The following is a 25,675-nucleotide window of genomic DNA, read 5'->3' on the forward strand; positions in this document are numbered from 1 at the left end:
ACCCGACCACAGATCATAAGAGCGAACTTGCAGTCTACCTGCGGGTTCGCTCTTTTTTATTGACCCGAGTTCGCTTATGTCGAACCCCCAGTCGCGCTCCTCGCCGATGGCGAAGAAGACGACGGCGGACTCGGGGTCCACGTAGATGCGGTCGACGAACGTGTCGACGAGCGGGCGGGCGTAGTCCTTGCGGTTCGCAATAAGCGACATGTACCCCTCGATGAAACCGCGCGCCCGGTCGGGGTCGAGCATGGTCTCGGCCTCCGCCTCCTCGGCGTCCGCGAGGGCCTCCAGCTCCCGGATGCGCTCCTCGAGCCCCACAATCTGATCCCTGACGCTGTCTACGGGCAGGCCGTCCGCCACTGCCGCCACGAGCCTGTCGCGCCTCCTGCGCGATTCTGTGGCCTCAGAGCGCCATTCGGGCGCGTGCCTGACCCTGCCCTGGGCGAGCTCGAGCATGTCCGCGGCGATGGCGTCCACCGTGCCCGGGTCGGAGAGCATGTCGGTCAGCGCGGCGAGCACCGTCTGCTCGACGGCGTCGGATGGGACGCGCACGCGGCAGCCGCCCCTGTGCATGCAGCCGTAGTAAGTGTATTTCCTTCCCGACCTGCCGGTGCCGGCCGTGCCGCACATGGGCTTGCCGCAGCGGGCGCAGTAGACCTTCTCGGTCAGCAGGTAGTCGTTGACGCGGCGGCGCCTCTTCGAGTTCTTCCGGCGCAGGCGGATCTCCTCCACCTCGTCCCACTCCTCCTCGGGCACGATGGCGGGCATGCCGCCCTCGACCTCGGTGCCGGCGTATGCGTACACGCCCTTGTAGGCCGGGTTGCGCAGCGCGTTACCGATCGCCGTCACGCTCCACAGGTTGCCGCGCAGCGTGCGGGCGCCCTCTGAGGCCAGCCACGCCGCTATCTCCTCCATCGTCTCGCCCGAGCGGTAGCGGTCGTACATCCCGCGCACCTGGGGCGCCTGGACGGGGTCGGGGACGAATCTGTCGGTCTCGGGGTCGACGGCGTAGCCGAACATGCGCCTGCCGGCGGCCTTGCACTCGCGGGCGCTCTGGGCGATTCCCCCGCGCACGAGGACCGAGAGGTTGCGCGAGTAGTATTCGGCGAACAGGTCGCTGATGCCGCCGGTGAGGAAGCCGTCGGGCGTGTCGGTCTGCTCGCCCTCGCGCACCGAGACGATCCTCACGCCGGCCGCGAACAGCCTGCGCTTGGTCTCCTGGGCGTAGGAGACGTTGCGGGCGAACCGGTCCATCTTGTAGACGACGAGCACGTCGAACAGCCCGCGCTCGGCGTCGGCGACGCAGCGCAGGAAGCCCGGGCGGTCCTCGCGCGTGCCGGATATCGCGTAGTCGGTGTAGGTCTGGGCGAGGTCCCAGCCCTCGCGGTCGCAGAGCCTGCCTATCTCCCTCAGCTGGATCTCGATGGACTCGTCCCTCTGGGCGTCGCTCGAGAAGCGCGCGTATGCCGCCGCGGTCGTCATTTCAGGTTCTCCTCCTCGAACTTATATGTAGAAACCATGAAGAGGGCGCGCTGCCTGTTGTCGCATTTCCTGTAGATGCGGAGCAGCTCGCGCTCGTTCTCGTCGAGGTCCCCGCCGGGCTCCAGCTCCCTCATGGCCATGGCCGCGAGGGCGTCCTGGGAGGTGCTGTGGATCCTCTTGGTCTCGGGGCGGAAGAAGTCCGCCACCTCGCATTTCAGCACGTCGGCGAGCCGTTTTAGCTCTTCCTGACTCGGTAGGGCTCCAGATTTCTTCCAATTAGCAGCACGGCCTGATTTGAGGCCGGCCATTATGCAGGCACGACTGGGTTTAAGTCGCTGTTCCGCGCATACTCTTTCAAAATTATCGTAAAACACGACATTCACCTCAAAACTACGTTGACACACGATAACAACGAGCCCATAATGTCGTGACAGACGAGGTAACAACGCGTCACACGACATTGACTGAAATGTTATTTCCGGAGGACAAACGGGCAGCATTTCAGTGACTAAGTTGTGACTAAAGATTGTATCTCGTGTTGCGCGATAAAACAATAGCGCGACGCGATCCTTGAGAACCGTATAGCCCGCGCCCTCCGTTCCGGGCCGCCGAAGTAGGAGCTCCGCCCCACGGGCGACTCAATGGGTCATCGACCACATATGGCGACGGCGGATCCGGTCCAACGGGGCGCGCGGGATCGCCGCGGCGCGTAAGCGATCGCGGAAATCGTTATTAGAGACAACTGAACGAAAGGAGGAGAGATGTGGGACGTGCAGGAGCAGATCAAACGCATGCTCGGGATGACCGTCATGAAGTTGCAGGAGATCGCCGACCAGCTGGAGGCGTGCGGAATGAGCGCGCAGGCAAGCGAGCTGAGCCGAGCCATCTCGAGCGACAACATCACGCCGAAGCAGAAGACGATGCTCATGGAGGCGCACCGCATCCTCACGGAGGAGCTGGAGCGCCAGAACGCGGAGAAGACCGCGGCCATCAAGCGCGCCGAGAAGGCGCTGAAGGTGGCCGAGAGCCTGGACTCTGGGCATCGGTAAGCCCGGTGAAGAGGGAGGTCTTCGCGCAGACGCTTCTAGATTTCTATTTCAAGGAGAGGAAATGCCAAAGTACCAGTACAAACCGCCGCGCAACGGGGGGCGCTGCCAGGTCGGTGGCACGAGCGACGGCGCCCCTCGCGGAAACGGGAGCCGCGACCGCGGCCCCTGTAGGTGGAGTATAGACGACGACGTCCTGGCGTGCGCCGGGTTCATCGCAGGCGGCGTGATCGTGATGATCGCGCTCATGGCCAAGGGCGCCCTGCCGCTGCACGACCTGTTCGGTGCGATGGGCGCGGGCCTGCTCATCGGCATGGGCGCGATCATCGGCGTGGCCTCCAAGTAGGCCGGCCATGATCGAGCTCTACGACCACCAGAGGGTCGCCCTGAACCTGCTGAGGCTCAACGACGGCTTCGCCCTGTTCATGGAGCAGGGCACGGGCAAGACCTTCCCGGTCCTGTTCCGCCTGGCCGAGCTGGCCGCGGGAGGCTCCATCGGGTCCGCCCTCGTCGTGGCGCCCAAGGCGGTGTGCGCGTCGTGGGAGGACAAGGTGGCCCTGCTGTCGGACGACCAGAGGGCGGCCCTGGCCTCGATAGACTTCGAGGTGCAGAGCTACGACATCGTCTGGCGCCGCGAGGCGTACGCGGGCGGGAACTGGGACGCGGTGGTCCTCGACGAGAGCCACTACGTCAAGAGCCCGTCGGCCAAGCGCACCAAGGCGTGCCAGAAGATGTGCTCGCGGGCCCGGTACCGCTACATCCTCACGGGCACGCCCACGTCCAACGGGCAGCTGTGCAACATCTGGAGCCAGCTCGCCTGCATCGACCCCGTCGTCGAGGGCGGCCGGGTGTACCCGGCGTGCCTGGGCGGCGACAGCTACTACAAGTGGATCGAGCGCGTGGCGTACCTCAACCCGTGGCACCAGCCGTACAGGTACCGCAACGTCGACGACCTCCAGCGGGTGCTGGGGGACTGGAGCTACCGGATCACCAAGGCCGAGTGCCTGGACCTGCCGGACAAGCTCCCCGACGAGATACTGCACTGCGCGATGTCGCCAAAGGTCAAGAGGGTGTACAAGCAGATGATGGAGGACTCGGCCATCGTCGAGCTGGACGCCCTCGCGCAGAACCCGCTGACGAGATCGCTGAGGCTGAGGCAGCTCGCCTCGGGATACATCGACCTCGACGACGGGTCGCGCGTCGACTACGGCTCATCGAAACTCACCGCGCTCAAGGAGTTCCTGGCGGACTTCGAGGGCAAGGTCGCCATATTCTGCGACTTCAGGCACTCCATCGACCTCGTGTCGGGTGTGCTCGCATCGCTGAAGATGGGCCACGTCGTCCTGGACGGCAGGTCGGCCGACAAGGCCGTGTGGCGCCGGTTCCAGGACGAGGACGGCATCAGGGCGATCATTTGCCAGTACCAGAGCGGCAGCGCGGGCATCGACCTCTACGCGGCCGACACGATGGTGTTCTTCGAGCCGACGCTCTCGAGCAACCTCAACGAGCAGGCCCGGGACCGCATCCACCGCGTCGGCCAGACGAGGCCGTGCTCGTACTACTACATGCTCACCGACGGGAGCATAGAGCACGCCATCTACGCCGCGCTCGGCAACTACGCCGATTTCGGCGAGGCGCTCTTCAGCAAGTACATAACCGAATACACGAAGGGGGCGAGACTGTGAACAGGGACGATCCCATATACACCGAGCGCGAGGGCATGCTCTACCGCCACGAGGCGAAGCGCAACGTCGAGCTCTTCCGGAGCGAGAAGCACGCGGTCGCCTTCCTGGACTGCATCAACTGCCAGAGCTGCCCCGCCGCCAGGGACTGCGAGCACGACAACGGGAACGCCTTCTACGTGCACTCGTCCGACGCGCTCTGCACCAACTGGAAGCGCAAGTGGCTCCCGAAGAAGGTGACCAAGCGGACCATGGGGTACCTGGCCTCGCGAGGTGACCTGGATGGATAGCCTCTCCGACCTGGACCTGCTCGTCTACGACTTCGAGGTGTTCGCCCATGACTGGCTCGTGGTGTTCAAGCACGTCGGGGACAAGCGCAGGGAGTGGTTCTGGAACGAGGACGCCGAGGCGCTGCGGGAGTGGATGCGGGAGATGTCGGACTCGTTCTTCGTGTCCTTCAACGGCTCGCACTACGACCAGTACATCATGAAGGCGATCTTCGCGGGCTGCTCCCCGGAGCAGGTCAAGGAGGTCAACGACTGGATCATCTCGGGCGAGCAAGGGTGGCAGCACCCCTACCTCGAGAGATGCTACTTCCGCTTCAACGACGTCGACCTCATGAAGGACACCCAGCAGGGCACGTCCCTCAAGTCCGTCGAGGGGCACCTGGGCCTGTCGGTCGAGGAGTCCGAGGTCGACTTCACCCACGAGGGCAGGCTGACCGCGGCGGAGCGCGCGGACGTGCTGCACTACTGCATGCACGACGTCGACGCCACCGAGGCCCTCCTGGAGCTCCGCCGCGGGTATCTCGAGACCAAGCTCACGCTCGGCGAGAGGGCGGGCCTGTCGCCCGGTCGCGCCCTCTACCTCACCAACGCCAAGCTAACCGCGGCCGTGCTGGGGGCGACGAGGGCCGAGCACGACGACGAGCGCGCCTACACCGTACCGGCCAACTTGCTGAGGGAGTGGATACCCGACGAGGTCTTCGGGTTCTTCGCCAACATGGCCGACCCGTCCGTGCCGGACGAGGTCCTGTGGAAGCTGAAGCTCGCCATCGACGTCGGCGGCTGCCCGGTCACGCTGGCCTTCGGCGGCATCCACGGGGCCCTGCCCAGATACCGCGAGGAGCGCCGGGGCGGGCGCCTGATAATCAACATCGACGTGTCGAGCTACTACCCGTCGCTCATGATCTGCAACGGGTACACCTCGCGCAACATGCGCTCCCCGTCGGTCTTCGAGGGCATCTACACCGAGCGCCTGGCGGCCAAGAAGGCGGGGGACAAGGCGACGGCCAACGGCCTCAAGCTGGTCGTCAACACCACCTACGGCGCCACTCTCAACAAATACAACGACCTATACGACCCGCTCATGGCCCGTTCCGTGTGCGTGTCCGGCCAGCTGTACCTGCTGGAGCTCGCCGAGCACCTGGTCCACGACATCGAGGGCCTGACGCTCATCCAGCTGAACACCGACGGCATCATGGTTTCGCTCGACGAGTCGAGCTACGGGAAGTTCGCCGAGATCTACCACGAGTGGGAGCGCCGCACGGGCTTCGGCCTGGAGGAGGACCAGGTCCAGATGGTGTGGGAGAAGGACGTGAACAACTACGCCATCCGCATGGTCGACGGCCACGAGAAGGTCAAGGGCGGATACCTGGTGAGGGGCCCGTCCACGGTGGGCGCCTTCTCCATCAACAACAACGCGACCGCCGTGGCGGACGCCCTCAAGGCGTACCTGCTCGACGGCACGCCCATCGACCGATCAATTGATTCCTGTGACGATCCCGCCGCCTTCCAGCTGATCGCCAAGGCCGGCGGAAAGTACTCCCGCGTCTACCAGCTGGTGGACGGGGAGGAGGTCCCGATGCAGAAATGCAACCGAGTCTTCGCGACCCGCGACGAGCGCCTCGGGCGCCTCTACAAGGTCAAGAAGGCCGACGGATCGGTCGCCAAGATCGAGTCCCTGCCGGAGCACTGCCTCGTCTCCAACGGTGGCATGCCCGACATCGCCGACATCGACAAGGACTTCTACAAGAGGCTCGCGCTCAAGCGCGCTGCCGATTTCGAACCAGAGGAGGGGACCATGGCAACAGCCAAGGCACCTGATTACACATCCATGAACGTCTACCAGAAGCTGGCCATCGCGCGACACATGTTCGTCGAGGCCGGCGTCAAGAAGAGCGGCATCAACGACTACGTCGGCTTCGACTACTTCGAGCTCGACGACATCGTCCCGACCCAGACCCGCATCTTCGCCGAGGTCGGCCTGGTCGAGCGCACGACCAAGGTAATGCGCCGTACGGTATCCGGCATCTCGCTCGAGAACGGGGCGATCAACGGGGTCCACGAGGAGCCCGCGAAGATCGTCACCGAGGTCATCAACGTCGACGCGCCGGAGGAGAAGATCTCCTTCGAGCTCGACTGGCCCTCGATCAACCCGATCCTGAACAAGGACGGCAAGGACACGGGCAACCCGCTCCAGCGACTCGGCAGCGAGGAGACCTACCTGCGACGCTACATGAAGATGCTCGTGCTCGACCTCGCCGAGGGCGACGAGACCGACGCGTCCATCGGCGGCCCCCGCGACGCGAAGACGCCGGCCAAGAGCGCCGTGAAGTCGACCACCGAGGTCGCCACCGCAGACAAGGGCGATCCCGCGCCGAAGAAGCCCGCCGCCAAGAAGACCGTCAAGGCCAAGCGCGGCTCCGCCAAGCCCGCCGAGGGCGCCGACCGCGCCAAGACCGCCGCGAAGCTCGCGGACCCCGACGGCAAGGCGACGCGCCTCCAGGTCGCCGCGCTGAAGAAGTCGATCAAGACCCTCAAGGAGGAATATCCCGACAACGGGCAGGTCGCCAAGGCCGTTGCCGAGATCGGCGTCGAGACCGAGAACCTCAAGAAGGAGATCACCAAGGCGGAGTGCGAGAAGTACATCAACGAGCTCGGGGAGCTCAAGGCGTCCATCGAGAAGGGTGAGTAGCGATGGCTGAGACCAATACCGTCCTCACGGTCGTGGCGGCCGGCGGGCAAATTCGCATGAGTAAGCCGACGACGGAGGACGTTCGCGCCGCCAAGGAGCTCGTGAGGGGTTTCAACACCCTCACCCGCATCGGCGACTGCAACGATACCGCCGTGGGCATCGCCATCGGCCTGCTGACCGACAAGTTCCTGCACTCGGTCGGTGCCGTCGTCATCTCGGCCGACTGCCTCGAGACCCTGAAGGAGGGGCTGCCCGATGAGCGCTGACATCACCTGGAACGACGACGGCACCGTCAGCATCGACCCGCCGAAGCGCCCCAAGAAGCTGACGGCGACCCGCTTCGCCGCCGTGCTCGGCCTCAACAAGTGGACGACTGAGTTCCAGGTCTGGTGCGAGGTGACGCGCGCCTGGATGAAGCCGTTCGAGGAGACCGTGTACACGAGGGCCGGCAAGGTCATCGAGCCCAAGCAGATCGCCTACATGCGCGAGTCCTACGCCATGGACGATCTCAGGGACCCGACCGACGTCTACGGCCCCGACTACTTCAGCAAGACCTACGGCAACTTCTTCACGCACCCGGTGCTCGGCGGCATGTGGGACTCCATCCTCGTCGACGAGGACGGCGAGCCGACGGGCGTGCTGGAGTTCAAGACGACGAAGCGCGCCGAGGACTGGGAGGACGACGTCCCCGAGTACTACGCGCTCCAGGCGGCCCTCTACGCATACCTGCTGGGCGTAGAGGACGTGATCATGGTCGCCTCGTTCCTCACCGAGCCGGGCATCTACGACCACCCCGAGGACTTCGTCCCGGACGCGTCCAACACCATGACCGTCGAGTTCCGCCTCCACGAGCGCTACCCGGACTTCGAGGAGGACTACGTCCGCCCGGCCCTCGCGTGGTGGCGAGAGTACGTCGAAACCGGCAACTCGCCCAAATACGACGAGAACCGCGACGGCGAGTACCTTGCCGGGCTCCGCGACGCGTCGCTCAGCCCCGAGACCGACATCGACGGCCTGCTCAAGGAGTACGCGGAGACGGCCGAGTTCATCGAGGGGCTCAAGGTCGTCTCGTCCCCCAAGGAGAAGCGCCTCAAGAAGATCACCGAGATCCTCAAGAAGTACGCGCTCGAGAACATCGGGGACCACGACACCGCCACCTTCAGCGGCCACGGGGTCGACTGCAAGCTGGTCGTGACGAGGAAGACCGATATCGACAAGGCGCGCCTGGAGAAGGACGGCCTCCTGGAGAAGTACTCGAAGGAGACCGAATCATCGAAGTTCACAGCGAAGTTAAACAAAGACAAGGAGTAACCAAATGGCACGTATCGAGCTCACCGAGGGTTTCGCCAACCTGCACGTCGGCCGAGACCAGGTCCTGACGATCATTGACGTCGACTACGACGAGAAGTTCAACAAGGCCGTCGTCACATTCGAGGACGAGGACCACGGCACCGGCACCGAGCAGTTCAACATGGGCCGCGGCTCGAAGCCCAGCAACGCCCAGCGCGTCGCCCGCAACATCTTCTCGACGCTCGCCAAGCGCGCCCTGCGCGACTGGGACCTCGAGGACATCGACCCCGACGACCTCGTCGGCCAGCAGGTGATGGCGGACATCCTCGAGAACGAGGGCACGAACAAGGACGGCGAGAAGCGCATGTACACGCACCTGCGCAACTACCGCGAGGCGCCGCTCGACCCCGGCGAGGGGGACGAGGCGTCCGACGATGACGACCTCTTCGCGTAGTTGAGGGAGTCGAAGCTCCAGCGGGACTGCCTGCGCCTCGCCAAGGGGCGCGGGGTCCTGGCCGTGAACATCCACGGCGGGGGCTGGACCAACAAGGGCTTCCCCGACCTCCTGCTGTTCCACGCCGGGCGCTGCGTCGCCGTGGAGCTCAAGGCCGACAGCGGCTACGAGGTGCAGCCCGACCAGATCGTCTGGCGGAACAGGCTCACGAGGCAGGGGATATGCCACAGGATAGTGCGCTCGCTGGATGAGTTCGGCGAGCTTCTCAGAGAGGAACTGGGAGCATGAAGATCAGAAAAGGACTCGGCCCCAACGAGATCATCGAGTACCGCCGCCTGACATCGGGCGGCCAATGGGTCCAGGGGCCCATCCCGCTCGGCATCGCGATGGAGATCGTCGCGAGGGCGAACAACAAAACGTGGGACGACAAGGACGAGGAGTTCGGCCTCGACATCGACGGCAACTTCAAGTTCCCCATCGACCCGTTCGACTTCGAGGGCGAGATCGTCCCGCCGCCGGGCGGCAAGCAGAAGATCATCAAGGGCAAGACCGCTTCCCGCCGGAAGGTGGAGCCGGGCGACACCAAGCCCCAGAGGCCCTAGCGATGGGCGGCACGGATCTCGGGGCGATACCCGACGAGCTGCGCCGCCTCCGCCGCTGGGTCGGTGTCGAGCAGGGCTCCAAATGCCCGATGAGGGTGTCGGCGGACAGGAGGGCCTCGGTCAGCCTGCCCGCGACCTGGGGCACCTTCGACGAGGCCGCCTCCTGCATCGAGGCCGGGATATACGACTTCCTGGGCTTCGTGTTCGCGGACGACGGCCTCGTCGGCATCGACATCGACCACGCCTTCGACGGCGAGGGGATGATCCTCCCCGAGGCCGCGGAGGCGGTCAGGGCCTGCGCCAGCTACGCGGAGGTCTCCAAGAGCGGTAACGGCCTGCACATCGTCTGCCGGGCCGACATCCCGTTCAAGGGGCGCAAAGAGGGGCGGTGGGAGATATACCGCGAGTCCCGCTACTTCGTCCTGACCGGATGGACCCTGGGGCGCTACACCGCCATCGCCGATGCCCAGGGCGCAGTCGACGCGATACTCGCCGAGCACTTCCCCCGCGGGGAGCGCGACGGCTCCGGCGGGGCGCCCCAGACGATATGGGAGCCCGAGTGGCCGGAGCGCGACGACGGCCGCATCCAGATCGCGCCGGTCTACCCGGACGTGTCGAGCGGGAGCAGGCACCTCGCGCTCGTATCCTTCTGCGGCCAGCAGTGGGGCGCGGGGGCATCCCGCGAGGAGCTGGAGAGGGCCGCGGACAGGGCCAACCGGGAGCACCTGCTCCCGCCGCTGCCCGACGACGAGGTCGGGCAGATCATCGATTCGATAACAAGATACAGGAGGTGAGGCATGGACCGATTCCTTCACGTCTACGAGGGCCCCGAGTACACGACCCGCAACGGCACCGACCTGAGCGAGTTCTGCAACAGGCTCCTGTCCTCGTTCGTCAAGTACGACGCGCAGCGGGCGTCGGTCAAGGTCGCGGACACGCCCTTCGGCTTCGATGAGCTCTACCGCGGCCTCTGGAACGCATGCTGCAACAAGAAGTTCAGCGGGAGGGTCCGGGTCCACAAGCAGGGCCAGATGATCCTCCTCGTCAAGAAGGGAAGGGGCGGTCGAGATGGCAGATAGCCCCACCGACAACCCGGTGCGCTACCTCGGTCGGGGCGGCGTGACGTGCATCGACGCCATCAGGTCATGCCTCACCCCGGAGGAGTACCGCGGGTTCTGCAAGGGCACGGCGATACGCTACCTGTGGCGCGAGGAGCTCAAGGGGGGCGACGTCGACCTGGCCAAGGCCGGGGACTACATCGATTACGCCCTCGACGACTCGGAAGGCGGTGGCCGATGAGCGTCCAGGTAGCCCACTGCTCGGTGATGCCCGAGATGCTCGTCGCCCTCTACACGAGCCGGGAGGCCCTGGCGAGGGATGCGGGGGAGCACGGCTTCGAGCTGCCCGACCTGAGTCCCGGCGACAGCAAGGCGCTGACGTTCTCGTGCCCGACGAAGTGGGGCTACACCCATTTCGTGCTCATGGGCGGCGTGCACGGGGAGAAGTACAAGATCCTCGCCCTGCTCGCCCACGAGGCGGTGCATGTCGCGATGGACTACCTGCATTACATCGGCGACGACAGGCCCGCCGAGGAGGAGCTCGCCTACGCGGTCGAGGCCGCGAGCGGCGCCCTCTTCGACATGTACCTCAACAGAAAGGCAAACAGATGAAGAAGCTGACACCCGACGAGGCGATGGCCGTCGGCACTATCGCCATCGCCGGCACGATTATCGTCGGCATCGCGGTGTGCGCCGCGATCGGAAACGCCTTCGGGGCCGCATGGGGCTGGATCGCCCTGGGGGCCTTCGCGGCCATTTTGGCAACGTGGCTGGCCCTCGGGATCATCCAGGGGGCGAGCGATGAGTAACTACCCGCTTGGCGTCACCGACGCGGACATCGAGGAAGCCTTCGCCGGCCCCAGGCCGACATGCGACCAGTGCTCGCACTACCAGTACGTCGCCGACGGCTGCGGCGTCTGCATGAGGGCCTGCGGCCTGTGGGTCGAGGAGACCGACCCGCTGCCCCTCGAGATGCCGCACTGGGTCGCCGGACACCTGATCGAGGGCCTCGACGAGTCCTGCGACTGGTACGACTTTGTGAAGTAAATATGGTCGAATACCGAATTATCCGCGCCAAGGACGGTGTGGATCCCGACTACATCCGCGAGGTCGTGGCCGACATGCGCCGCGAGGCCCATTGGGCCAAACCGGACGGCTGGGCCCACAAAGCGTGGGAGGACCACACCGGGTCCCTCCTGCGCTTCGCCGAGCTCATCGAGAACGGACTGGACGGGGGCGCCCGATGAACGTCGATATCATCTCCACCAGCTGCGACAACCCGCTCGAGACGGTGGGGCGCATCGCCGGCACCAGTTACGGCCGGACCGACCCCAAGGTCTCGCGCGGTCAACTGCTGGCGCGCCGGGCACTTCAGCGTGTTCGAGCACGTCTCGGCGACCTTCGCCATCGAGGGCATCAGCCGTGCCTACTCACACCAGCTGGTGCGCCACCGCCTGGCGAGCTTCTGCCAGCGCTCCCAGCGCTACACGCGCCTCGAGGGCGGCGACTGGTACGTCGTCCCACCGTCGATCGCGGGGAGCGACTCGGAGCAGGCCTACAGGGGGTACATGGCCTACGCCCGCACGCGCTACGAGTCGCTGATCGCCGACGGCCTCAAGCCCGAGGACGCGCGCTTCGTGCTGCCCGAGGCCTGCAAGACCGACATCGCGGTGACGATGAACGCCCGCGAGCTCATGTCCTTCTGCGCCCTGCGGCTCGATGCCCACGCCCAGTGGGAGATCAGGGGGCTCGCGGGGGCGATGCTGGACGCGCTAGCGGAACAGGGCGCCCAGTGGGCCGAGATAGCCGGCTGGTGCCGCCTCCCGGCCGAATAGCACACACGGACAACCGAATAAGGAGAGGATCCCTATGGGAGAGGAAATCGGCGCCGACGTCGAGCAGGAGCTCGACCGCGTCTACGAGGGGAACTGCCTCGAGCTGATCGGGGGGGGGATCGAGGCGATGGTCTATAACGGGCTCACGCCGGTCATCGTGACGGATCCCCCGTTCAACATCGGCTACCACTACAAGGGCTTCAGGGACCGGCTGCCCGAGGCCGAGTACTACGCCATGCTGGCCGACATCACGGACGGTGTGCCGGCGGTCATCATCCACTACCCGGAGCAGATGCACAGGCTGAGCATCGCCAAGGGCGAGGCGCCCGAGAGGGTCGTCTCGTGGACCTACAACTCCAACACCGCCAAGCAGCACCGCGACGTCGCCTTCTACGGCGTCAAGCCGGACTTCAGCAGGGTCAAGCAGCCCTATAAAAACCAGAACGACAAGCGTATCAAGAGGCTCATGGCCGAGGGCCGCGGCGCCCGCCTCTACGACTGGTGGCAGATCAACCAGGTCAAGAACACCACGAGGGGCAAGAGCGCGCACCCGTGCCAGATGCCGATCGAGGTCATGGACCGCATCGTCGGCATCCTGCCCGACGGCATCGGGGTGATCGACCCGTTCCTCGGCAGCGGGACGACGGCCGTGGCGTGCCGGAAGCGGGGCGTCCCGTTCATCGGCTACGAGGTCGTACACGAATACGCCGAGATAGCAAGGAAGCGAATAGAGGAGGAAATCGATGGATAGCTGCGAGTATCCGGTCGACAGGGCCGGAAAGCGCATACCGCTGGACACGCGGGTGCTCTACGGGGAACAGGGGGAGGCACATGCGGTCAACTACTTCCTGTACGCCACGCGGAGTATGGATCCCGAGGGGCACTGGATGGTGACGACCGGGGAAGGCAAGAGGATACAGGCGCACTACCTGTACCTGACCGCTCCGGACTCACTCGGTAAGTTAATCGATGATATCGAGAAATGCGCCCGGACCGGCAACTCGTGCCGCTATTTCTCACCGACCGGTAACTGTAGAGACTGCGCCATCCGATCGGGTAGCGACTACAACTGCGAGAGGGCGATCTTCTCTGCTATCGCCAGGCGCCTGCACGAGCTGACGGGAGGCGACGGAAATGTCGGAGCGTAACTTCTCTATCATCACCAACTTCGGGTGCCACCACCTGTGTCCGTACTGCATCACGAAGAAGACCGGTATGAGGCTCCCCGAGACCGACATCTACGAGGTATCGAGGACGGTGCTCGGGCTCATCGATCTGGATGATATCTACTTCCTCAGCTTCTCGGGTGGAGGCGACCCCATGCACGGGGTATCGAAATGTCAGGATATGCAGCGCGCCACATGGTACGGCCTGCTGGCGAAGATATGCCGCGATCACGACGTCGAGACCGAGATGCACACGAGCGCGGAGACCCTCCGACGCTATATGTGGGACCGCGAGGTCATCGGCATCCTCGAGGAGTTCGATCGCGTTGTCTACCATTGCATGAATACCAACGACCTCCAGCGAGTGAACGCGGCTTTCCGGTCGAGGGACCACTACCCCATGATGACCATCCGCGCCGTGTTCGTCGTGACGCCGGGCATGACTGCGGAAATGGTCGACCAGATAGAGGAAGTGTTCCGCAGCTGCCACAATGTCTGGGAACTGACCTTCCGCCAGATGGTCGACGGCAATTTCGTCCCTGATGGCACGCTCCGCGACTACCTACTCGAGGGGCACCGCGAGGGCCGCTGGCACTACACGGAGCAGGACGACTACAACCGCTACATCGTCAATGACAGAGTCTTCGACCGATTCGAGGACATCGCGAGGGAGTACGGGCATGTGGACTAACCTGCCGATCGAGCTGTACCCGTGCTACGTGTCGGAAATGCCCGGCGAGAAGACCAGGGCATTGCTTGTCGGGTTCTTCCAAGAAGCATGGACCCATGGCGACTCCACTCTGCTAGGCGGGTTCAAAGCCGGACAGATAGCCTTTCCCGCCGCAGTCGTGATGTTCGAGTCCGGCGATATCAGGACCGTGCGTGCCGACGCGGTGACGGTCGACGGGGCGGCTGATATCTTCTTCCAGTACGCATGGCTGGACAGTGATGAATGATGTGCGCCTATTGCGAGAAACCACGCTGCGAGATGCACATGCAGGCCGATCGCCGCTTACACAACCACAAGTCCATGTTCATCAAGGAGACAGTGCGTGGGATGTTCCGAATCGTCGCTGTGTCTATTGATGGCGAGCCGACCTACATGGAGTCCGAACGCATCAGCTACTGCCCATTCTGTGGTCGGTTACTGAGAGGTGATGGCAAATGAACGGCGTCATTATCCCGGTCTGGTATCAGCCATACGGTACAGATAAGAAGACCAAGGTTTTGTTGTTCAATTTTTCGAAAACGGCGCGATCATCGCGTTCGAGTCAGGAGAGTTCCGCTACGTCAACGTCATTGATTTGGTGGCCGACAGCCTAACCGATCTGTTCAGTAAGTATGAATGGTCGGACGGTGATGAGTGATGGGGAAGGTTAAGCCGTGCCCGTTCTGCGAGAGCGATCCCGTCTACAGGCCGGCGCGATTCGACCTGTACGGATTGACGGGCACGCTCGGGTGCGAGAACCCGGCCTGCATGGTGCGCCCGCGGACCGTGATCGATATCGAGAAACTGGCGGCCATCGCCATGTGGAACAGGAGAGCCAATGCTACTGAATGAGAAGACGTGCGCCACGTGCGACAACTACGATGGATGGGCCTGTAAGATCGACGGCTTCATCATGGGGAGCTCCAATAGCGCCTGTAACGCTTACAGTGTGAAGCGGAACGCCGGTACTGGGGAACCCGACTGTGGAACTGGGGAACCCGACTGCGGACCGTCTCCCCTCAGTGCGCATTGTCATGAACTGGCGGCGAGGCTTCGCCTGATGTATCGGTTCACTCCGTTCATCCCGTGTCACGTGCTGCTCCATCAGGCCATGCGCGAAATACTCCCCGAGGGAGTCAATTATTGCGAGGAGTTCGCCGACCTAATCGACCATCCGACATGCCGCCTAGACCTCACCGACGTTGAGACCCACGGAAACACCAAGGTAAGAATCTACGAATGTAGCGAGTGCGGCAGAACTTGCGAGGAAATATACGGCAAGTATGAGCGTTGCCCGCATTGTGGGGCGGTGGTCATTGATGCGGATTAGCCCCGAGCTAGAGAAGCGGATTTGCCGACTTCGATACGCCGTGAATGTTACCGATGAAGAGCGCCAAGCGATCGCCGGGAAGCTGCGTTATCGAGCCTCCATCTGGCAGACGGCATACGACTACGGCGCATGCCCCGAGCCCTACAGCGCCGGCCTCATGCGCGTACTGCGCGACGAGGTGACGGACGCCATCGGGATAGACAGGCTGTCTCCACCGGACCGCATCCTCGAGAGACTGGCGAAGCTAGCCGAGACGGCGCCCGTCACGGGCGAGACGTCGGACGGGTACCACACGTTCGACGAGCTCTACCACCACAGGGCGGTGCTGTTCTCGGTGATCGTGGCGAAGTTCCCCGATCTCTCGTGGAAATCGAGACAGCATGCCGACGGAACCATGTACGACGGCATGTTCATCGTGGGCATCGACACCCCCGCCGGTCCCGCCACGTACCACTACGACGTCGAGCCGTACTGGGACATGTTCCCGTGCCTCGAGCTCGACCGCGCACCCGAGTGGGACGGCCACACACCGGACGACGCCATCGAGCGCATCGCGAGCCTTCGCGGGAGCGTCCTCCGCGGGTGCAGAAAAAGCTACGCGGTCTCGAGACTGGTGCTCTCCGATGGGGACATCACTAGGGCCCCGCACTGCGGGAAGAGACCGTCGGACCATCCGGCATATCTATCGTTAGGAGAACAGAATATGAAGAAGGCAATGATTTCCCAGCCGATGGCCGGGAAGACCGACGAGGAGATCGTCGAGGACCGCGAGAGGGCGGTCGCCGCCCTGACGGCCATGGGCTACGAGGTGGTCAACACCTATTTTAGCGACAAGTGGTATAGCGACGAGGCCATGAAGGGGCGAGGCGTCGTGCAGGTTCCGCTCTGCTACCTCGCCAAGTCGCTCGAGAACATGAGCCTGTGCCACGCGGCCTACTTCGTTAAGGGCTGGGAGGACGCCCGCGGGTGCAGGATCGAGCACGAGGCCGCCGAGGCCTACGGCCTGGAGGTCATCCATGAATAGCGATCCGCTCGGGCAGCATATCCCCGATGTCGTCCGCATGACGGCCGACGCCATGGTGTGGCTCGCCGAGTTCATGGCGCAGGCGATCCGATGGATGGCCAAGGTGGTGCGCCGGGTGCTGAAGGCCCTGGACCCGAAATGGCAGCGCCGGTGGCGCCGCGCCCTGGCCCGCTCGCGCAGGAACAACCTTTACCTGAAGAGCATCGGCGCCTGCCGATGAGAGGAGGAGACATGGACATCAGCACACTGGAGTACCGGACGGCGCCCGATCCCGGCACCGAGCCGCCCTCGCCGACGACCGAGCTGGTCGTACCGATCGCCGACACGGCCCGGTACATCCCGTCCTACGCACACGGGGCCGAGGACGCGGGGTGCGACCTGCGCGCCGACATCGCGGACCCGATCACGCTGGGGCCCCTCGAGTCGGCCTGGGTCGGCACCGGCGTGCGCGTCGCGCTGCCCGAGGGCGTGTTCGCCCTCCAGGCCCCGCGGTCCGGCATCGCCTGCAACCACGGCATCACGCTGGCGAACGCCCCCGGCGTCATCGACCCGGGCTACCGAGGCGAGGTCCGCTGCAAGCTGCTGAACCTGGGTGGCGATCCCTACACGGTGCAGCCGGGCGAGCGCGTGGCCCAGCTCGTGATCATCCCGTTCGTCCACGCACGCTTCGTCCCCGTCCGCGAGCTGCCCGCCAGCTCCCGCGGCGAGGGCGGCTACGGATCGACGGGGAGGCTCTGATGAACGTCCCCGCACTGAAGAGGGCCATGGAACGCAAAGGCGTCAGCGTCAGCTCCCTCGCGGCCATGGTCGGCGTCAACACCGTCGCGATATACAAGCTGCTCAAGTGCCGCTGCGAGCCGAGCTACTACACCATGAAGGGCATCCACGAGGCGCTCGGCCTCGACTACGGGGTGCTCTTCGACGACTCCTGGAAGGGGAGGGGACGATGAGCGGGCGCTACGAGCTGTCGGACGGCACGGTGCTCGAGGGCGACGAGGCGGACATCTGCCTGCTCCTCGACGCCGAGGACCCCGTATCCGACCGCTACCGCCAGGACACCGACATCGGCACCATGCGCGCCGTCATGCGCTGGAGGCCCGAGGCCATGTGGTGCGAGGAGGCCAAGGCCCTGGTCCTGCCGACCTGCTGGGACACGTGGACCGAGCGTCCCCGCGAGGAGGCCGACCGCCTCGTGCGCCAGTTCGTCGGCACCCGCGCCCTGTGGGCCACCGACCAGCTGATGAGGGCCTCCTCGGCCGGCGAGAAGGGCGAGACGAAGAAGGTCCGCCAGTTCCTCGACTGGTGCCGGCGCACCTGCTCCAAGACCGCCATCGCCAACGTGGCCGAGATGTGGCGCCAGGAGGTGCGCGTCCCGCCCTCGAGGCTCAACGTCGAGCCGACCATGCTGGGCACGCCCTACGGCGTCGTCGACCTCGACACCGGCACGCTGCTCATGGACGTCGACGAGTGGGGCGCCAAGGACTGGCACGTCACCAAGTCGGCCCGCGAGGCGCCGGAGTGCCTCATGAACTCCTCGATCGACTACGACGAGCGCTGGGACGAGTTCATCGACGAGATCATGTGCCACGACCGCGAGCGCGCCCTCTACCTCCAGCGCGCCCTGGGCTACAGCCTGCTGGGCGCCAACCCCGAGGAGTGCATGTTCGTGGCCTACGGCGCCACCACCCGGAACGGCAAGGGCACGCTCATGGAGTCGGTGGCGTACGCCCTGGGCGAGTACGCCCGCGCCGTCGACCGCGACTTCCTCATGGAGGGCCGCTCGGCCGGGGGCGCCGACGAGGAGCTCGCCTCGCTGGAGGGCGTGCGCCTGGTGACGGTCTCGGAGCCCACCAAGGGCAAGCGCCTGGACGAGGGCAAGGTCAAGACCCTCACCGGCAACGACACAATCTCGACCCGCCACCTCTACGGCACCCAGATCCAGTTCGTCCCCCAGTGCGTGTTCTGGCTGTCGTGCAACTCCCTGCCGACCGTCACCGACCCCACGGTCTTCAGCTCCGGCCGCATGCGCGTCATCCCCTTCGAGCGCCACTTCGGCGAGGACGAGCAGGACCGCGGCCTCAAGGCCCTGTTCAGGAGCGACCGCGGGCAGCGGACCATCATGGACTGGCTGTGCGAGGGCTTCAGGATGTGGCGAGAGCGCGGCCTCGACGAGCCCGAGAGCGTGAGGGCCGCCACGGCCGCCTACACCTCGGTCGGCGGCTCCAGCCTCGCGCGCTTCGTGGCCGAGTGCTGCGACGTGCGCACCGGCTCCAGGATGAGCGTCGGCGACTTCAACGACGCCTACCGCCAGTTCTGCCTCGAGTGCGACGAGGAGCCCATGAGCGCGCAGCGCGTCCGCCGCGAGTTCGAGACCATGGGAGTGAGCAAGCGCATGAGCCACGGCGAGAGGTTCTACGAGGGGATCGCGCTCAACGAGCTCGGCTTCAGCAAGGCCGCCGACGCGTTATTCGGTTCCCCGACCCGCTCCCAAACCGGTTCCGGAACCGGCTCCGGCCGCATCCGACTCTCGTGAGCGACTTTCACGTCAGCGACTTTCGCGAAAACGGGTAGCGGGCAGAGCATCCCGGGAACGACCGGGAGCAAATATCAAAACAGCGATTTTCGGTAGTCTATCTGCGGAAACGACTTTCATGGGAACAGAAGGAACTACTTCTCTCTTTACTTTACATATAAGAAAAGAAAATAAGTATATATAGAGATATATACGTATTTTTCCGTTCCTTCCGTTCTCCCCGTTCCGCGAGCGACTTTCCGGCTATCGCGAGCGACTTTTGGAGATGATCTATTTGGGAGGCAAGGGAAGCGGACGGAGGGACCTCAGCGACGCGCGCGCCAAGAGCCCCGTGACCCAGTCGAGGAAGCCGGAGGTGCCGCCGGAGGACCGGGAGAGGCACACGGCGGCCATGGTGTTCGGGCGCGCGCTGTTCGAGCTGGCCCTGGAGCCGATCGACCTGGCGGACGCCGACCAGGTCAAGGAGAGGTTCTACACGTTCCTGGACATGTGCGACCGTGAGGGCCTGCGCCCCATGGTGACGGGCCTGGCCATGGCGTTCGGCATGACCCGCCAGCAGCTGTGCTACATCGGGCGGGGCGACACTTCGACCCTGAGCACGAAACTAACCGCGAAATCTAGGGACGCGGTTAAAAAAGCATACGAGTTTATGCAGGTAAACTGGGAGATCAACCTCCAGGCCGAGAAGGGCAATCCGGTGAAATGGATCGTCCTGGGCAAGAACTACTACGGCATCAAGGACCAGACCGAGCAGATCGTCACCCGACGCGACGAGACGGCGGCCCTGCCGAGCCCCGAGGAGACCGCGGCGAAGTACGCCGGACTCGTCGGGCGCCCGGTGCCGGAGGCGATCCCGGCCGAGGTGGTCTCGGTCGAGCCGGTCGATGGCGCCTAGCGACTTTCGACTTTCGGTTTTCGACTTTCGACTTTCGACTTTCGACTTTTGGGTATCCGGCCGCGGGGACGCGGCGACGGCGCCCGCCCCTCACGAGCCCTCGTCCGGCATCGCCCGGGCGGGGGCTTTTTTTTTGTCTCGACGCCCCCGATCCGCCGGCCCCCGGGGGCCGCGCCCCCGGCGCCGCGGGCACGCGCCAGGGCGGCCCGTCGACGTCGGTTTCCCGTGACACACTATAGATGATCTAGCGCCATACGATAAAACGGTCGATAAAACGGTTTATTTAACGAAATACGGACCGTTTTGCGATAGGGTAGAGTAACTACACCGAGAGTGTAAAACGGGGCCTCAAAACGGCTTACAATCGCCCATACGCAAACGGGCCCCGCAGGGCCCGAGATACGGGATCCGCCCGGGGGAGCCCTCCAGGCGGATCCGATGCAAACGGAAACGGGCCCCGGAGGGCCCGCCCGTGCGTTTCTATTCCGTTGTGCCTATCGCCGGCGCCGCGGCGGGTTCTGCTCGAAGGCGCACGCTATGATGGCCGCGCACACCGTCCCGAGTGCCAGGAGGATCCCCCAGGCGATATAGAGAGGCGGCCCCAGGATCGTAAAGACGCGTTGCGCTACGGTCTTCTCCGACCACGGGATACCCGCGCCCATGGCGCGCCGAATCAGCTCCCCCACGCTATCCCCTTTCCTCGAAGGCCTCCAGGTATGCGCGTGCGCATTGCCCGACGTGGCCGCGGTACGCCTCCCAGAGACGATCGTCACCGAGTTTGTAGTCGCCTATCTCGTGGCCGCTGCGGGCGCTCTTGTAGGTATCCGTGACGCCTGGGACGCCAGAGGCGGCGTACAGATCGCGGATATCGAAATAGTAGACGCGCATGCACCCGTAGTTTACCAGGTTGTAGTCAGGCTCACGGGGGAAGGCGCGCGCATAGTGGCGGACCTCCTCGTATCCCAGTGATTCCAGGTCTTCCCAGATATCGTCGAAAACGGCTTCGAGATACGGGCTCCTGACGATCTTGGGGCGTTTCATTATTTGACCTCCTGATAGATAGTTTCACCGTTTGAGAAACGGGCGGCCACGCGATACTCCTGCATGCCGTGGGCACCTGCGAAGGCCCGCAGGAAGTGGGCCAGGTGGCCGCGTTCGTACTCCTCGAAGGGGCGCCCGCACTCCGTCGCCCCGCTTTCCCGCAGATCGTCGGCCTCGTCCTCGTCACGCTCGACCTCGACGAAATAGCCCGAATAGTAGCCGTACCCGATCCGCAGGTGGTAGACGCGTGCGGCATCGTTCCAGGCGTCCAGGGCCCCGTTTGCATCCGATTCCCACTCCTGGGATTCGAAGTCGCAATACCCGAGGCACTCGCCGTCCTCGTCGAAGAGCCAGAACTCGTCATCGGTGCGGGCGATGAGGGGCAGGCCGTCGGGGATGATCGGGAAGTTTGAGGTAGACATAGCTATATCCCCCCTAGTAACGCATGATCTGGGCGTATACGTCGCCCAGGGCGGTGTATTCGGCCATGAGGACGTCCGAGGCCCCGCCTTCCCAGACCTCGAACTCGGCTTTACGCTTCGAGGTCATGCGCTGGTATCCGCGCTCCGTCTTGAACTCCTCCAGGCGGGCGGCCTGGAGTTCCTCGAGTCGATCCTCGATAACGCAGGACATCGCGGTTTGGTACGTGTACGCCTCCCACGTGCGGTTTAGGTAGTTGACACGGTGGCCGGCTACCTGGCAGTCGTTTACGAATAGGGTGGCGCGGTGGCAGAACCCGTTACGCGTGGGCAGGCTTTCGCATACGATCGTAACGTCGTAGGCGTCGCCGGTTCCCTGGCCCCTGTATTTCTTTACTTCCATGGTGGTATCCCTTCAATATGGCCCCGCGGTATGCGGGGCGCCTGGTTGACCGGTTAGGCCGTCGCGCTGATCCGGATCGGCTCGATAAACGCCGTCGCGCTGTCCCTGATCTGTACCGTTATGGCGTTCTGTTTCAGGGCCTCGGCCAGTGACGGGATCTGCGAGAGGATCCTCTCGAGTCGGTCCTCTTCGAGCGCGTCTATCTCAATGCGGGTCGAGTGCTCCACTTCCCCCTCCCAGAACCCCGTACATTCCCAGGCGGTCAGGCCTTCGAGCTGGAGAGCGGCCGCGGTGAAGGCCACGACGTGCGTATAGGTGTGCGTGGGTACGCCGTTGATGTTGTGGCCGATCGTTAGTGTTAGGTCTTTCATGGTGTGGGCCTCCTCGAAACTGTAAACGTTTTTGTTTACAGTCCTCACTATAAACGTTTTTGTTTACAGTGCAATAGGCAGTTATAAATAATTTTATTTACAGTCGCGGCGTTTATTTTGGGCGTGCCCTAATTGCACACCTGATCGGGCCGCCTGGCCGCGTCGGATCCTCTTCCGGCGGAAACACACCCCCGGGCAGTAAATAGCGGATCCCTAAAACTAGTAGGTAAGTGCTTTTCACAGCCGAAAAAATAAAAAATCTTATAAAAGCATTGACAATAATTTCCTATACACCTATATTGGGGCTGTCGAAAGGAGAGGACATGGACATCAAGCAGATAATGAGGGCGCTCACCGAGGAGTCCCCCGTCTGGAGTCAGAACAAGGTGGCCGGCGAGATCGGCCTGACGCCACAGAACATGTCGCAGAAGATGCGCTCGTCCGACATCAGGGTCGGCGTCGCGGCGGCGTACCTGGACGTGCTGGGCTACGAGCTGGCCGTGGTGCCGAAGCGCTCGCGCCTGCCGCAGGGCTCGATCGTGGTGGGGGAGGCCGAGTAGCGTGGAGTACGGCTACGTGCGCGTCTCGACCGAGGAGCAGAACGCCGGTCGCCAGGTCGAGGCGATGGCAGCCGAGGGCATACCTCCCGAGCGCGTCTTCGTCGACCGCGCGAGCGGGAGGAGCATGGACCGCCCCGAGTGGGAGAGGCTGCTGTCCGCCCTGCGCCCCGGGGACTCGGTCGTCATAGACTCGCTGGACCGCCTCGGGCGCACCTACGACGGCGTGACCGCCGAGTGGCGCCGGATCACCCGAGAGGAGGGCGTGTCGATCCGCGCGCTGGACCTGCCCTTCTTCGACTCGGCCGGCTTCGCCGCGATGGGGGACATGGGCAGGTGCGTGGAGGACATGCTGCTGTCGCTGCTTGCCTACGTGGCCCAGACCGAGCGCGAGAAGATGCTCAGGCGCCAGGCGCAGGGCATCGCCCTGGCCAGGGCCGAGGGGCGCTACCGCGGCAGGGCCAGGACCGAGTTCGACCCGGATCTGGTCGAGGAGGCCCAGCGGGCCCTGCGCGAGGAGGGCAAGGCCGCCGCGGCCCGCGTGCTCGGCGTCTCGAGGGGCACCGTGTACGCCATGGTGGGGGACGGGAGGCTGGTCGCATGACGCCCGACCCGTACATCCGCTCCGTCGCGTCGCGGCCATGCTGGTGCTCGAGGTGCGGGCACCGGGCGGTGTGGGAGCCGACGCTGAGCCCCCACGGGGCCTACCGGACGTGCCCGGCCTGCGGGTGGTCCGAGACCGTGCTCTCCCCGGAGGGCGAGTCGCGGGCCCGGGCGGCCGGGGGTAAGATACTGGAGATGCGGCCGCGCGGCCGCTAGGACAATCTGATACGCGCGCCCCGAGGGGAGGGGCGCTCCGAGTGGAGGGGTTCCGCCGAGAGATCGGCAGGACCCCTTTCACTTGGAGGAACGATGGGAGATATCTGGACTACGGCGGACGCGATCGCCGCCACAGCGGCCGGGTGCGACTCGACCGACCCGTACCGCGACGCGCTGGCCGTGTACCCGGCCATGATCGAGGACGACCCGGCGAGGGCGTCGGCATACGGGCGCTGGATGCGCGAGAGGGCGATGGACCTGGTCGTCGAGCTCGGCGGGCGCGTGGGGGAGGCGCAGTCGCTGCTGCGCTCCATCGAGGCGACGCTGCTCGCCTTCGCGCCGGTGGACTTCGACAGCTACATGCTGTTCATGGAATGGCGCCGCGAGCCGGAGAAGCGCTTCTACGCGCCGCGCCGCGCCGTGCTGCTGCCGCTCGTCGGCGACCTACAGGACCTCGCCGACGACAGGCTCGACTTCCTCGCGATATCGCTGCCGCCCCGCGTGGGCAAGTCGACGCTGTGCATCTTCTTCCTGACCTGGGTCATGGGGCGGAACCCCGAGCGCGCGAACGTCATGAGCGGGCACTCCGACAAGCTGACCAAGGGCTTCCACCAGGAGGCCCTGGGCATCATCCTGGACGGCGAGACCTACCGCTTCGGCGAGGTGTTCCCCGACGCCCCCTTCGTCGACAAGAGCTACGCCGACGAGACGATCTCGCTCAAGCGCCGCAGCAGGTTCCCCACGCTCACGTGCCGATCGGTCGACGGCACGCTGACCGGCGCCGTCGAGGTCGGCCGCGAAGCCCTGCTCTACTGCGACGACCTGGTCTCGGACCGAGAGGAGGCGCTGTCCTCGGACCGAATGGAGAAGCTCTACAGCGCGTACCTCAACCAGCTGCGCGACCGAAAGCTCGACGGGGCCAAGGAGCTGCACGTCGGCACGCGCTGGGTCCCCAACGACGTGATCGGGCGCATCGAGGAGGAGCACGGGGACGACCCGCGCTACCGCTTCACGGTGCTGCCGGCGCTCAACGACGACGGCGAGACCAACTTCACGTACCTGTACGGGCTCGGCTTCTCGACGAAGTACTACGAGGACATGCGCGCGTCGCTCATAAACGCGGGCGAGGAGGACTCGTGGGCGGCCAAGTACATGGGCGAGCCGATGTGGATAGGCGGCCTGATGTTCGGCGCGGACGAGATCTCCTGGTACGACCAGCTGCCCGGGGGCGAGCCCGACGGCGTGATCGCCGTGTGCGACACCAAGGACCGCGGCGCCGACTACGCGTGCCTGCCGGTCGCCAAGATATACGGGGACCGCTACTACATCGACGACGTCGTGTGCGACAACTCGCTGCCGGAGGTGGTGGAGCCCAAGATCGCCTCCGCCCTGGTGCGCAACGGGGTGGGCCTGGCGCGATTCGAGAGCAACTCGGCGGGCGGGCGCATCGCCGACGACATCGCCGAGGCGTGCAGGCGCGCTGGGCACTCCGTCGACATCCGCAAGAAGTTCTCGACCGAGAACAAGGAGACCCGCATCATCACCGACTCGATGTGGATCAAGGAGCACTGCCTCTTCCGCTCCGACCACCCCTCGAGGGACTACGACCGCTTCATCTCGATGCTCACCCACTACACGACGGAGGGGCGCAATAAACACGACGACGCGCCGGATGCGATGAGCATGCTCAAGCGCTTCGCCACGTCGATGTCCCTCGCGAAGGTCACCCCCACGAGACGCATAGCGTAGCAGGTAATCCGTATCAATCCGTATCAATCCGCAATAATGCCAACCGTTGCTCACAATAGCGGGACGGGTATTAACTGCGCCCTCACCCCCTGTCATTATTCGTGTCGGCGGATCCTCTCCGCTGTCAGTACGGACCGTCCCCATCCAGCCGTCCGGTGGGACGGGCGCGCTCCCCTTCGCGCGGGACCGGTCCTCTGGCGATAGAGCAATCCAGACACTAGGAGGCGGCGG

Annotated in this window: 39 protein-coding genes; 33 read left to right on the forward strand and 6 right to left on the reverse strand. The window is 64.7% G+C overall.

Annotated elements, in window-relative coordinates; genetic code table 11:
* Together DWZ22_RS02980 and DWZ22_RS02985 are read right to left on the reverse strand one after the other, a co-directional pair.
* The coding region (locus tag DWZ22_RS02980) for a recombinase family protein (RefSeq protein WP_147352253.1) at nt 1-1,485 on the reverse strand (1,485 nt) is incomplete at its 3' end.
* Complete coding sequence (locus DWZ22_RS02985; protein WP_118405374.1) at nt 1,482-1,859, reverse strand: hypothetical protein; 378 nt, start codon at nt 1,857-1,859, stop codon at nt 1,482-1,484. The genes DWZ22_RS02985 and DWZ22_RS02980, both read right to left, overlap by 4 nt.
* A 387-nt stretch (nt 1,860-2,246) precedes the next feature.
* On the opposite strand from DWZ22_RS02985, the gene DWZ22_RS02990 reads away from it, so the two are divergent.
* The 30 genes from DWZ22_RS02990 (at nt 2,247) to DWZ22_RS03140 (ending at nt 20,085) form a co-directional block, all read left to right on the forward strand.
* Entirely contained in the window at nt 2,247-2,534 is a 288-nt protein-coding gene (locus DWZ22_RS02990; RefSeq protein WP_118405375.1) for a hypothetical protein, read from the forward strand.
* Between the two features lie 61 nt (nt 2,535-2,595).
* Nucleotides 2,596-2,877 carry a hypothetical protein gene (locus DWZ22_RS02995; RefSeq protein ID WP_118405376.1) on the forward strand — a complete coding sequence of 94 codons (282 nt, stop codon included), beginning with the start codon at nt 2,596-2,598 and terminating at the stop codon, nt 2,875-2,877.
* A gap of 7 nt (nt 2,878-2,884) precedes the next feature.
* Nucleotides 2,885-4,216, forward strand: coding sequence for a DEAD/DEAH box helicase (locus DWZ22_RS03000; RefSeq protein WP_118405377.1), 1,332 nt, complete (start codon nt 2,885-2,887; stop codon nt 4,214-4,216).
* On the forward strand, nt 4,213-4,503 hold the full coding sequence (locus tag DWZ22_RS03005) for a hypothetical protein (protein ID WP_118405378.1): 291 nt from the start codon (nt 4,213-4,215) through the stop codon (nt 4,501-4,503). Before DWZ22_RS03000 ends, DWZ22_RS03005 begins: the two co-directional genes overlap by 4 nt.
* Nucleotides 4,496-7,189 carry an ERF family protein gene (locus DWZ22_RS03010; protein ID WP_199583427.1) on the forward strand — a complete coding sequence of 898 codons (2,694 nt, stop codon included), beginning with the start codon at nt 4,496-4,498 and terminating at the stop codon, nt 7,187-7,189. The genes DWZ22_RS03005 and DWZ22_RS03010 overlap by 8 nt, the downstream gene beginning before the upstream one ends.
* 2 nt (nt 7,190-7,191) lie before the next feature.
* Nucleotides 7,192-7,455: a hypothetical protein gene (locus DWZ22_RS03015; RefSeq protein WP_118405379.1), complete on the forward strand. Its 264-nt coding sequence runs from the start codon at nt 7,192-7,194 to the stop codon at nt 7,453-7,455.
* Nucleotides 7,445-8,500, forward strand: a complete 1,056-nt coding sequence (locus tag DWZ22_RS03020; RefSeq protein ID WP_118405380.1) for a YqaJ viral recombinase family protein — start codon at nt 7,445-7,447, stop codon at nt 8,498-8,500. The genes DWZ22_RS03015 and DWZ22_RS03020 overlap by 11 nt, the downstream gene beginning before the upstream one ends.
* Nucleotides 8,501-8,504: 4 nt before the next feature.
* Nucleotides 8,505-8,933, forward strand: a complete 429-nt coding sequence (locus tag DWZ22_RS03025; protein WP_118405381.1) for a hypothetical protein — start codon at nt 8,505-8,507, stop codon at nt 8,931-8,933.
* Entirely contained in the window at nt 8,934-9,221 is a 288-nt protein-coding gene (locus tag DWZ22_RS03030; RefSeq protein ID WP_118405382.1) for a hypothetical protein, read from the forward strand.
* Nucleotides 9,218-9,535 (forward strand): hypothetical protein, encoded by a 318-nt coding sequence (locus tag DWZ22_RS03035; protein ID WP_118405383.1) that lies wholly within the window; start codon nt 9,218-9,220, stop codon nt 9,533-9,535. The genes DWZ22_RS03030 and DWZ22_RS03035 overlap by 4 nt, the downstream gene beginning before the upstream one ends.
* A 2-nt stretch (nt 9,536-9,537) precedes the next feature.
* The gene (locus tag DWZ22_RS03040; protein ID WP_118405384.1) at nt 9,538-10,329 is read left to right on the forward strand and encodes a primase C-terminal domain-containing protein; all 792 of its coding nucleotides are present in this window, start codon (nt 9,538-9,540) and stop codon (nt 10,327-10,329) included.
* A 3-nt stretch (nt 10,330-10,332) separates the two neighbouring features.
* Complete coding sequence (locus DWZ22_RS03045; protein WP_118405385.1) at nt 10,333-10,614, forward strand: hypothetical protein; 282 nt, start codon at nt 10,333-10,335, stop codon at nt 10,612-10,614.
* Entirely contained in the window at nt 10,604-10,834 is a 231-nt protein-coding gene (locus tag DWZ22_RS03050; RefSeq protein ID WP_118405386.1) for a DUF3310 domain-containing protein, read from the forward strand. The genes DWZ22_RS03045 and DWZ22_RS03050 overlap by 11 nt, the downstream gene beginning before the upstream one ends.
* Nucleotides 10,831-11,205, forward strand: a complete 375-nt coding sequence (locus DWZ22_RS03055) for a hypothetical protein (protein ID WP_118405387.1) — start codon at nt 10,831-10,833, stop codon at nt 11,203-11,205. Before DWZ22_RS03050 ends, DWZ22_RS03055 begins: the two co-directional genes overlap by 4 nt.
* Complete coding sequence (locus tag DWZ22_RS03060; RefSeq protein WP_118405388.1) at nt 11,202-11,402, forward strand: hypothetical protein; 201 nt, start codon at nt 11,202-11,204, stop codon at nt 11,400-11,402. Before DWZ22_RS03055 ends, DWZ22_RS03060 begins: the two co-directional genes overlap by 4 nt.
* Nucleotides 11,395-11,640 (forward strand): hypothetical protein, encoded by a 246-nt coding sequence (locus DWZ22_RS03065; RefSeq protein WP_118405389.1) that lies wholly within the window; start codon nt 11,395-11,397, stop codon nt 11,638-11,640. The genes DWZ22_RS03060 and DWZ22_RS03065 overlap by 8 nt, the downstream gene beginning before the upstream one ends.
* A 2-nt stretch (nt 11,641-11,642) precedes the next feature.
* Nucleotides 11,643-11,840, forward strand: a complete 198-nt coding sequence (locus DWZ22_RS03070; RefSeq protein WP_118405390.1) for a hypothetical protein — start codon at nt 11,643-11,645, stop codon at nt 11,838-11,840.
* A gap of 6 nt (nt 11,841-11,846) precedes the next feature.
* Nucleotides 11,847-12,428 carry an FAD-dependent thymidylate synthase gene (gene thyX / locus DWZ22_RS03075; protein WP_118405391.1) on the forward strand — a complete coding sequence of 194 codons (582 nt, stop codon included), beginning with the start codon at nt 11,847-11,849 and terminating at the stop codon, nt 12,426-12,428.
* Nucleotides 12,429-12,462: 34 nt separating this feature from the next.
* The gene (locus tag DWZ22_RS03080; protein ID WP_118405392.1) at nt 12,463-13,179 is read left to right on the forward strand and encodes a site-specific DNA-methyltransferase; all 717 of its coding nucleotides are present in this window, start codon (nt 12,463-12,465) and stop codon (nt 13,177-13,179) included.
* Entirely contained in the window at nt 13,172-13,576 is a 405-nt protein-coding gene (locus DWZ22_RS03085; protein ID WP_118405393.1) for a hypothetical protein, read from the forward strand. The genes DWZ22_RS03080 and DWZ22_RS03085 overlap by 8 nt, the downstream gene beginning before the upstream one ends.
* A complete protein-coding gene (locus DWZ22_RS03090; RefSeq protein WP_118405394.1) occupies nt 13,563-14,285 on the forward strand; it encodes a hypothetical protein in 723 nt (240 codons plus the stop codon). Before DWZ22_RS03085 ends, DWZ22_RS03090 begins: the two co-directional genes overlap by 14 nt.
* Entirely contained in the window at nt 14,275-14,550 is a 276-nt protein-coding gene (locus tag DWZ22_RS03095) for a hypothetical protein (protein ID WP_118405395.1), read from the forward strand. Before DWZ22_RS03090 ends, DWZ22_RS03095 begins: the two co-directional genes overlap by 11 nt.
* 410 nt (nt 14,551-14,960) lie before the next feature.
* Nucleotides 14,961-15,155: a hypothetical protein gene (locus DWZ22_RS10120; RefSeq protein WP_147352254.1), complete on the forward strand. Its 195-nt coding sequence runs from the start codon at nt 14,961-14,963 to the stop codon at nt 15,153-15,155.
* A 208-nt stretch (nt 15,156-15,363) separates the two neighbouring features.
* On the forward strand, nt 15,364-15,633 hold the full coding sequence (locus tag DWZ22_RS10125; protein ID WP_147352255.1) for a hypothetical protein: 270 nt from the start codon (nt 15,364-15,366) through the stop codon (nt 15,631-15,633).
* Between the two features lie 40 nt (nt 15,634-15,673).
* Nucleotides 15,674-16,657 carry a DUF4406 domain-containing protein gene (locus DWZ22_RS10260; RefSeq protein WP_199583429.1) on the forward strand — a complete coding sequence of 328 codons (984 nt, stop codon included), beginning with the start codon at nt 15,674-15,676 and terminating at the stop codon, nt 16,655-16,657.
* Nucleotides 16,650-16,877 carry a hypothetical protein gene (locus DWZ22_RS03120; protein ID WP_118405398.1) on the forward strand — a complete coding sequence of 76 codons (228 nt, stop codon included), beginning with the start codon at nt 16,650-16,652 and terminating at the stop codon, nt 16,875-16,877. Before DWZ22_RS10260 ends, DWZ22_RS03120 begins: the two co-directional genes overlap by 8 nt.
* A gap of 11 nt (nt 16,878-16,888) precedes the next feature.
* Entirely contained in the window at nt 16,889-17,395 is a 507-nt protein-coding gene (dut, locus tag DWZ22_RS03125; protein WP_118405399.1) for a dUTP diphosphatase, read from the forward strand.
* 26 nt (nt 17,396-17,421) lie between these two features.
* Nucleotides 17,422-17,607, forward strand: coding sequence for a hypothetical protein (locus DWZ22_RS03130; protein ID WP_147352256.1), 186 nt, complete (start codon nt 17,422-17,424; stop codon nt 17,605-17,607).
* On the forward strand, nt 17,604-19,190 hold the full coding sequence (locus tag DWZ22_RS03135; protein WP_118405401.1) for a phage/plasmid primase, P4 family: 1,587 nt from the start codon (nt 17,604-17,606) through the stop codon (nt 19,188-19,190). The genes DWZ22_RS03130 and DWZ22_RS03135 overlap by 4 nt, the downstream gene beginning before the upstream one ends.
* 259 nt (nt 19,191-19,449) lie before the next feature.
* Nucleotides 19,450-20,085: a hypothetical protein gene (locus DWZ22_RS03140; RefSeq protein ID WP_147352257.1), complete on the forward strand. Its 636-nt coding sequence runs from the start codon at nt 19,450-19,452 to the stop codon at nt 20,083-20,085.
* A 687-nt stretch (nt 20,086-20,772) separates the two neighbouring features.
* Here DWZ22_RS03140 and DWZ22_RS03150 read toward each other — a convergent pair.
* The 4 genes from DWZ22_RS03150 to DWZ22_RS03165 are packed head-to-tail and all read right to left on the reverse strand — an operon-like array spanning nt 20,773 to nt 22,319.
* Entirely contained in the window at nt 20,773-21,126 is a 354-nt protein-coding gene (locus tag DWZ22_RS03150; protein ID WP_118405404.1) for a hypothetical protein, read from the reverse strand.
* Nucleotides 21,126-21,548 (reverse strand): hypothetical protein, encoded by a 423-nt coding sequence (locus DWZ22_RS03155; RefSeq protein WP_118405405.1) that lies wholly within the window; start codon nt 21,546-21,548, stop codon nt 21,126-21,128. The genes DWZ22_RS03150 and DWZ22_RS03155 overlap by 1 nt, the downstream gene beginning before the upstream one ends.
* Nucleotides 21,549-21,561: 13 nt before the next feature.
* The gene (locus DWZ22_RS03160) at nt 21,562-21,948 is read right to left on the reverse strand and encodes a hypothetical protein (protein ID WP_118405406.1); all 387 of its coding nucleotides are present in this window, start codon (nt 21,946-21,948) and stop codon (nt 21,562-21,564) included.
* A 53-nt stretch (nt 21,949-22,001) separates the two neighbouring features.
* The gene (locus DWZ22_RS03165; protein ID WP_118405407.1) at nt 22,002-22,319 is read right to left on the reverse strand and encodes a hypothetical protein; all 318 of its coding nucleotides are present in this window, start codon (nt 22,317-22,319) and stop codon (nt 22,002-22,004) included.
* 323 nt (nt 22,320-22,642) lie between these two features.
* On the opposite strand from DWZ22_RS03165, the gene DWZ22_RS03170 reads away from it, so the two are divergent.
* The 3 genes from DWZ22_RS03170 (at nt 22,643) to terL (ending at nt 25,444) form a co-directional block, all read left to right on the forward strand.
* Nucleotides 22,643-22,879, forward strand: coding sequence for a hypothetical protein (locus DWZ22_RS03170; protein WP_118405408.1), 237 nt, complete (start codon nt 22,643-22,645; stop codon nt 22,877-22,879).
* 1 nt (nt 22,880) lies between these two features.
* A complete protein-coding gene (locus DWZ22_RS03175; protein WP_118405409.1) occupies nt 22,881-23,480 on the forward strand; it encodes a recombinase family protein in 600 nt (199 codons plus the stop codon).
* Nucleotides 23,481-23,788: 308 nt separating this feature from the next.
* Complete coding sequence (gene terL / locus DWZ22_RS03180) at nt 23,789-25,444, forward strand: phage terminase large subunit (RefSeq protein ID WP_118405410.1); 1,656 nt, start codon at nt 23,789-23,791, stop codon at nt 25,442-25,444.
* Nucleotides 25,445-25,675 lie beyond the last annotated feature (231 nt).

Source organism: Collinsella sp. AF31-11, from assembly GCF_003475605.1.
GTDB lineage: Bacteria > Actinomycetota > Coriobacteriia > Coriobacteriales > Coriobacteriaceae > Collinsella.

Coding starts and splice junctions, on each gene's coding strand:
- DWZ22_RS03150 (WP_118405404.1), bottom strand. CDS start 21,126: ATGAAACGCCCCAAGATCGTCAGGAGCCCGTATCTCGAAGCCGTTTTC.
- terL (WP_118405410.1), top strand. CDS start 23,789: ATGGGAGATATCTGGACTACGGCGGACGCGATCGCCGCCACAGCGGCC.
- DWZ22_RS03095 (WP_118405395.1), top strand. CDS start 14,275: ATGTGGACTAACCTGCCGATCGAGCTGTACCCGTGCTACGTGTCGGAA.
- DWZ22_RS03120 (WP_118405398.1), top strand. CDS start 16,650: ATGAATAGCGATCCGCTCGGGCAGCATATCCCCGATGTCGTCCGCATG.
- DWZ22_RS03090 (WP_118405394.1), top strand. CDS start 13,563: ATGTCGGAGCGTAACTTCTCTATCATCACCAACTTCGGGTGCCACCAC.
- DWZ22_RS03170 (WP_118405408.1), top strand. CDS start 22,643: ATGGACATCAAGCAGATAATGAGGGCGCTCACCGAGGAGTCCCCCGTC.
- DWZ22_RS10120 (WP_147352254.1), top strand. CDS start 14,961: ATGGGGAAGGTTAAGCCGTGCCCGTTCTGCGAGAGCGATCCCGTCTAC.
- DWZ22_RS02995 (WP_118405376.1), top strand. CDS start 2,596: ATGCCAAAGTACCAGTACAAACCGCCGCGCAACGGGGGGCGCTGCCAG.
- DWZ22_RS03165 (WP_118405407.1), bottom strand. CDS start 22,319: ATGAAAGACCTAACACTAACGATCGGCCACAACATCAACGGCGTACCC.
- DWZ22_RS03010 (WP_199583427.1), top strand. CDS start 4,496: ATGGATAGCCTCTCCGACCTGGACCTGCTCGTCTACGACTTCGAGGTG.
- DWZ22_RS03160 (WP_118405406.1), bottom strand. CDS start 21,948: ATGGAAGTAAAGAAATACAGGGGCCAGGGAACCGGCGACGCCTACGAC.
- DWZ22_RS02990 (WP_118405375.1), top strand. CDS start 2,247: ATGTGGGACGTGCAGGAGCAGATCAAACGCATGCTCGGGATGACCGTC.
- DWZ22_RS03045 (WP_118405385.1), top strand. CDS start 10,333: ATGGACCGATTCCTTCACGTCTACGAGGGCCCCGAGTACACGACCCGC.
- DWZ22_RS03025 (WP_118405381.1), top strand. CDS start 8,505: ATGGCACGTATCGAGCTCACCGAGGGTTTCGCCAACCTGCACGTCGGC.
- DWZ22_RS03060 (WP_118405388.1), top strand. CDS start 11,202: ATGAAGAAGCTGACACCCGACGAGGCGATGGCCGTCGGCACTATCGCC.
- DWZ22_RS03015 (WP_118405379.1), top strand. CDS start 7,192: ATGGCTGAGACCAATACCGTCCTCACGGTCGTGGCGGCCGGCGGGCAA.
- DWZ22_RS03080 (WP_118405392.1), top strand. CDS start 12,463: ATGGGAGAGGAAATCGGCGCCGACGTCGAGCAGGAGCTCGACCGCGTC.
- DWZ22_RS03085 (WP_118405393.1), top strand. CDS start 13,172: ATGGATAGCTGCGAGTATCCGGTCGACAGGGCCGGAAAGCGCATACCG.
- DWZ22_RS03000 (WP_118405377.1), top strand. CDS start 2,885: ATGATCGAGCTCTACGACCACCAGAGGGTCGCCCTGAACCTGCTGAGG.
- DWZ22_RS03050 (WP_118405386.1), top strand. CDS start 10,604: ATGGCAGATAGCCCCACCGACAACCCGGTGCGCTACCTCGGTCGGGGC.
- DWZ22_RS03135 (WP_118405401.1), top strand. CDS start 17,604: ATGAGCGGGCGCTACGAGCTGTCGGACGGCACGGTGCTCGAGGGCGAC.
- DWZ22_RS03065 (WP_118405389.1), top strand. CDS start 11,395: ATGAGTAACTACCCGCTTGGCGTCACCGACGCGGACATCGAGGAAGCC.
- DWZ22_RS03020 (WP_118405380.1), top strand. CDS start 7,445: ATGAGCGCTGACATCACCTGGAACGACGACGGCACCGTCAGCATCGAC.
- dut (WP_118405399.1), top strand. CDS start 16,889: ATGGACATCAGCACACTGGAGTACCGGACGGCGCCCGATCCCGGCACC.
- DWZ22_RS03070 (WP_118405390.1), top strand. CDS start 11,643: ATGGTCGAATACCGAATTATCCGCGCCAAGGACGGTGTGGATCCCGAC.
- DWZ22_RS03130 (WP_147352256.1), top strand. CDS start 17,422: ATGGAACGCAAAGGCGTCAGCGTCAGCTCCCTCGCGGCCATGGTCGGC.
- DWZ22_RS03055 (WP_118405387.1), top strand. CDS start 10,831: ATGAGCGTCCAGGTAGCCCACTGCTCGGTGATGCCCGAGATGCTCGTC.
- DWZ22_RS03035 (WP_118405383.1), top strand. CDS start 9,218: ATGAAGATCAGAAAAGGACTCGGCCCCAACGAGATCATCGAGTACCGC.
- DWZ22_RS03040 (WP_118405384.1), top strand. CDS start 9,538: ATGGGCGGCACGGATCTCGGGGCGATACCCGACGAGCTGCGCCGCCTC.
- DWZ22_RS10125 (WP_147352255.1), top strand. CDS start 15,364: ATGTATCGGTTCACTCCGTTCATCCCGTGTCACGTGCTGCTCCATCAG.
- DWZ22_RS03155 (WP_118405405.1), bottom strand. CDS start 21,548: ATGTCTACCTCAAACTTCCCGATCATCCCCGACGGCCTGCCCCTCATC.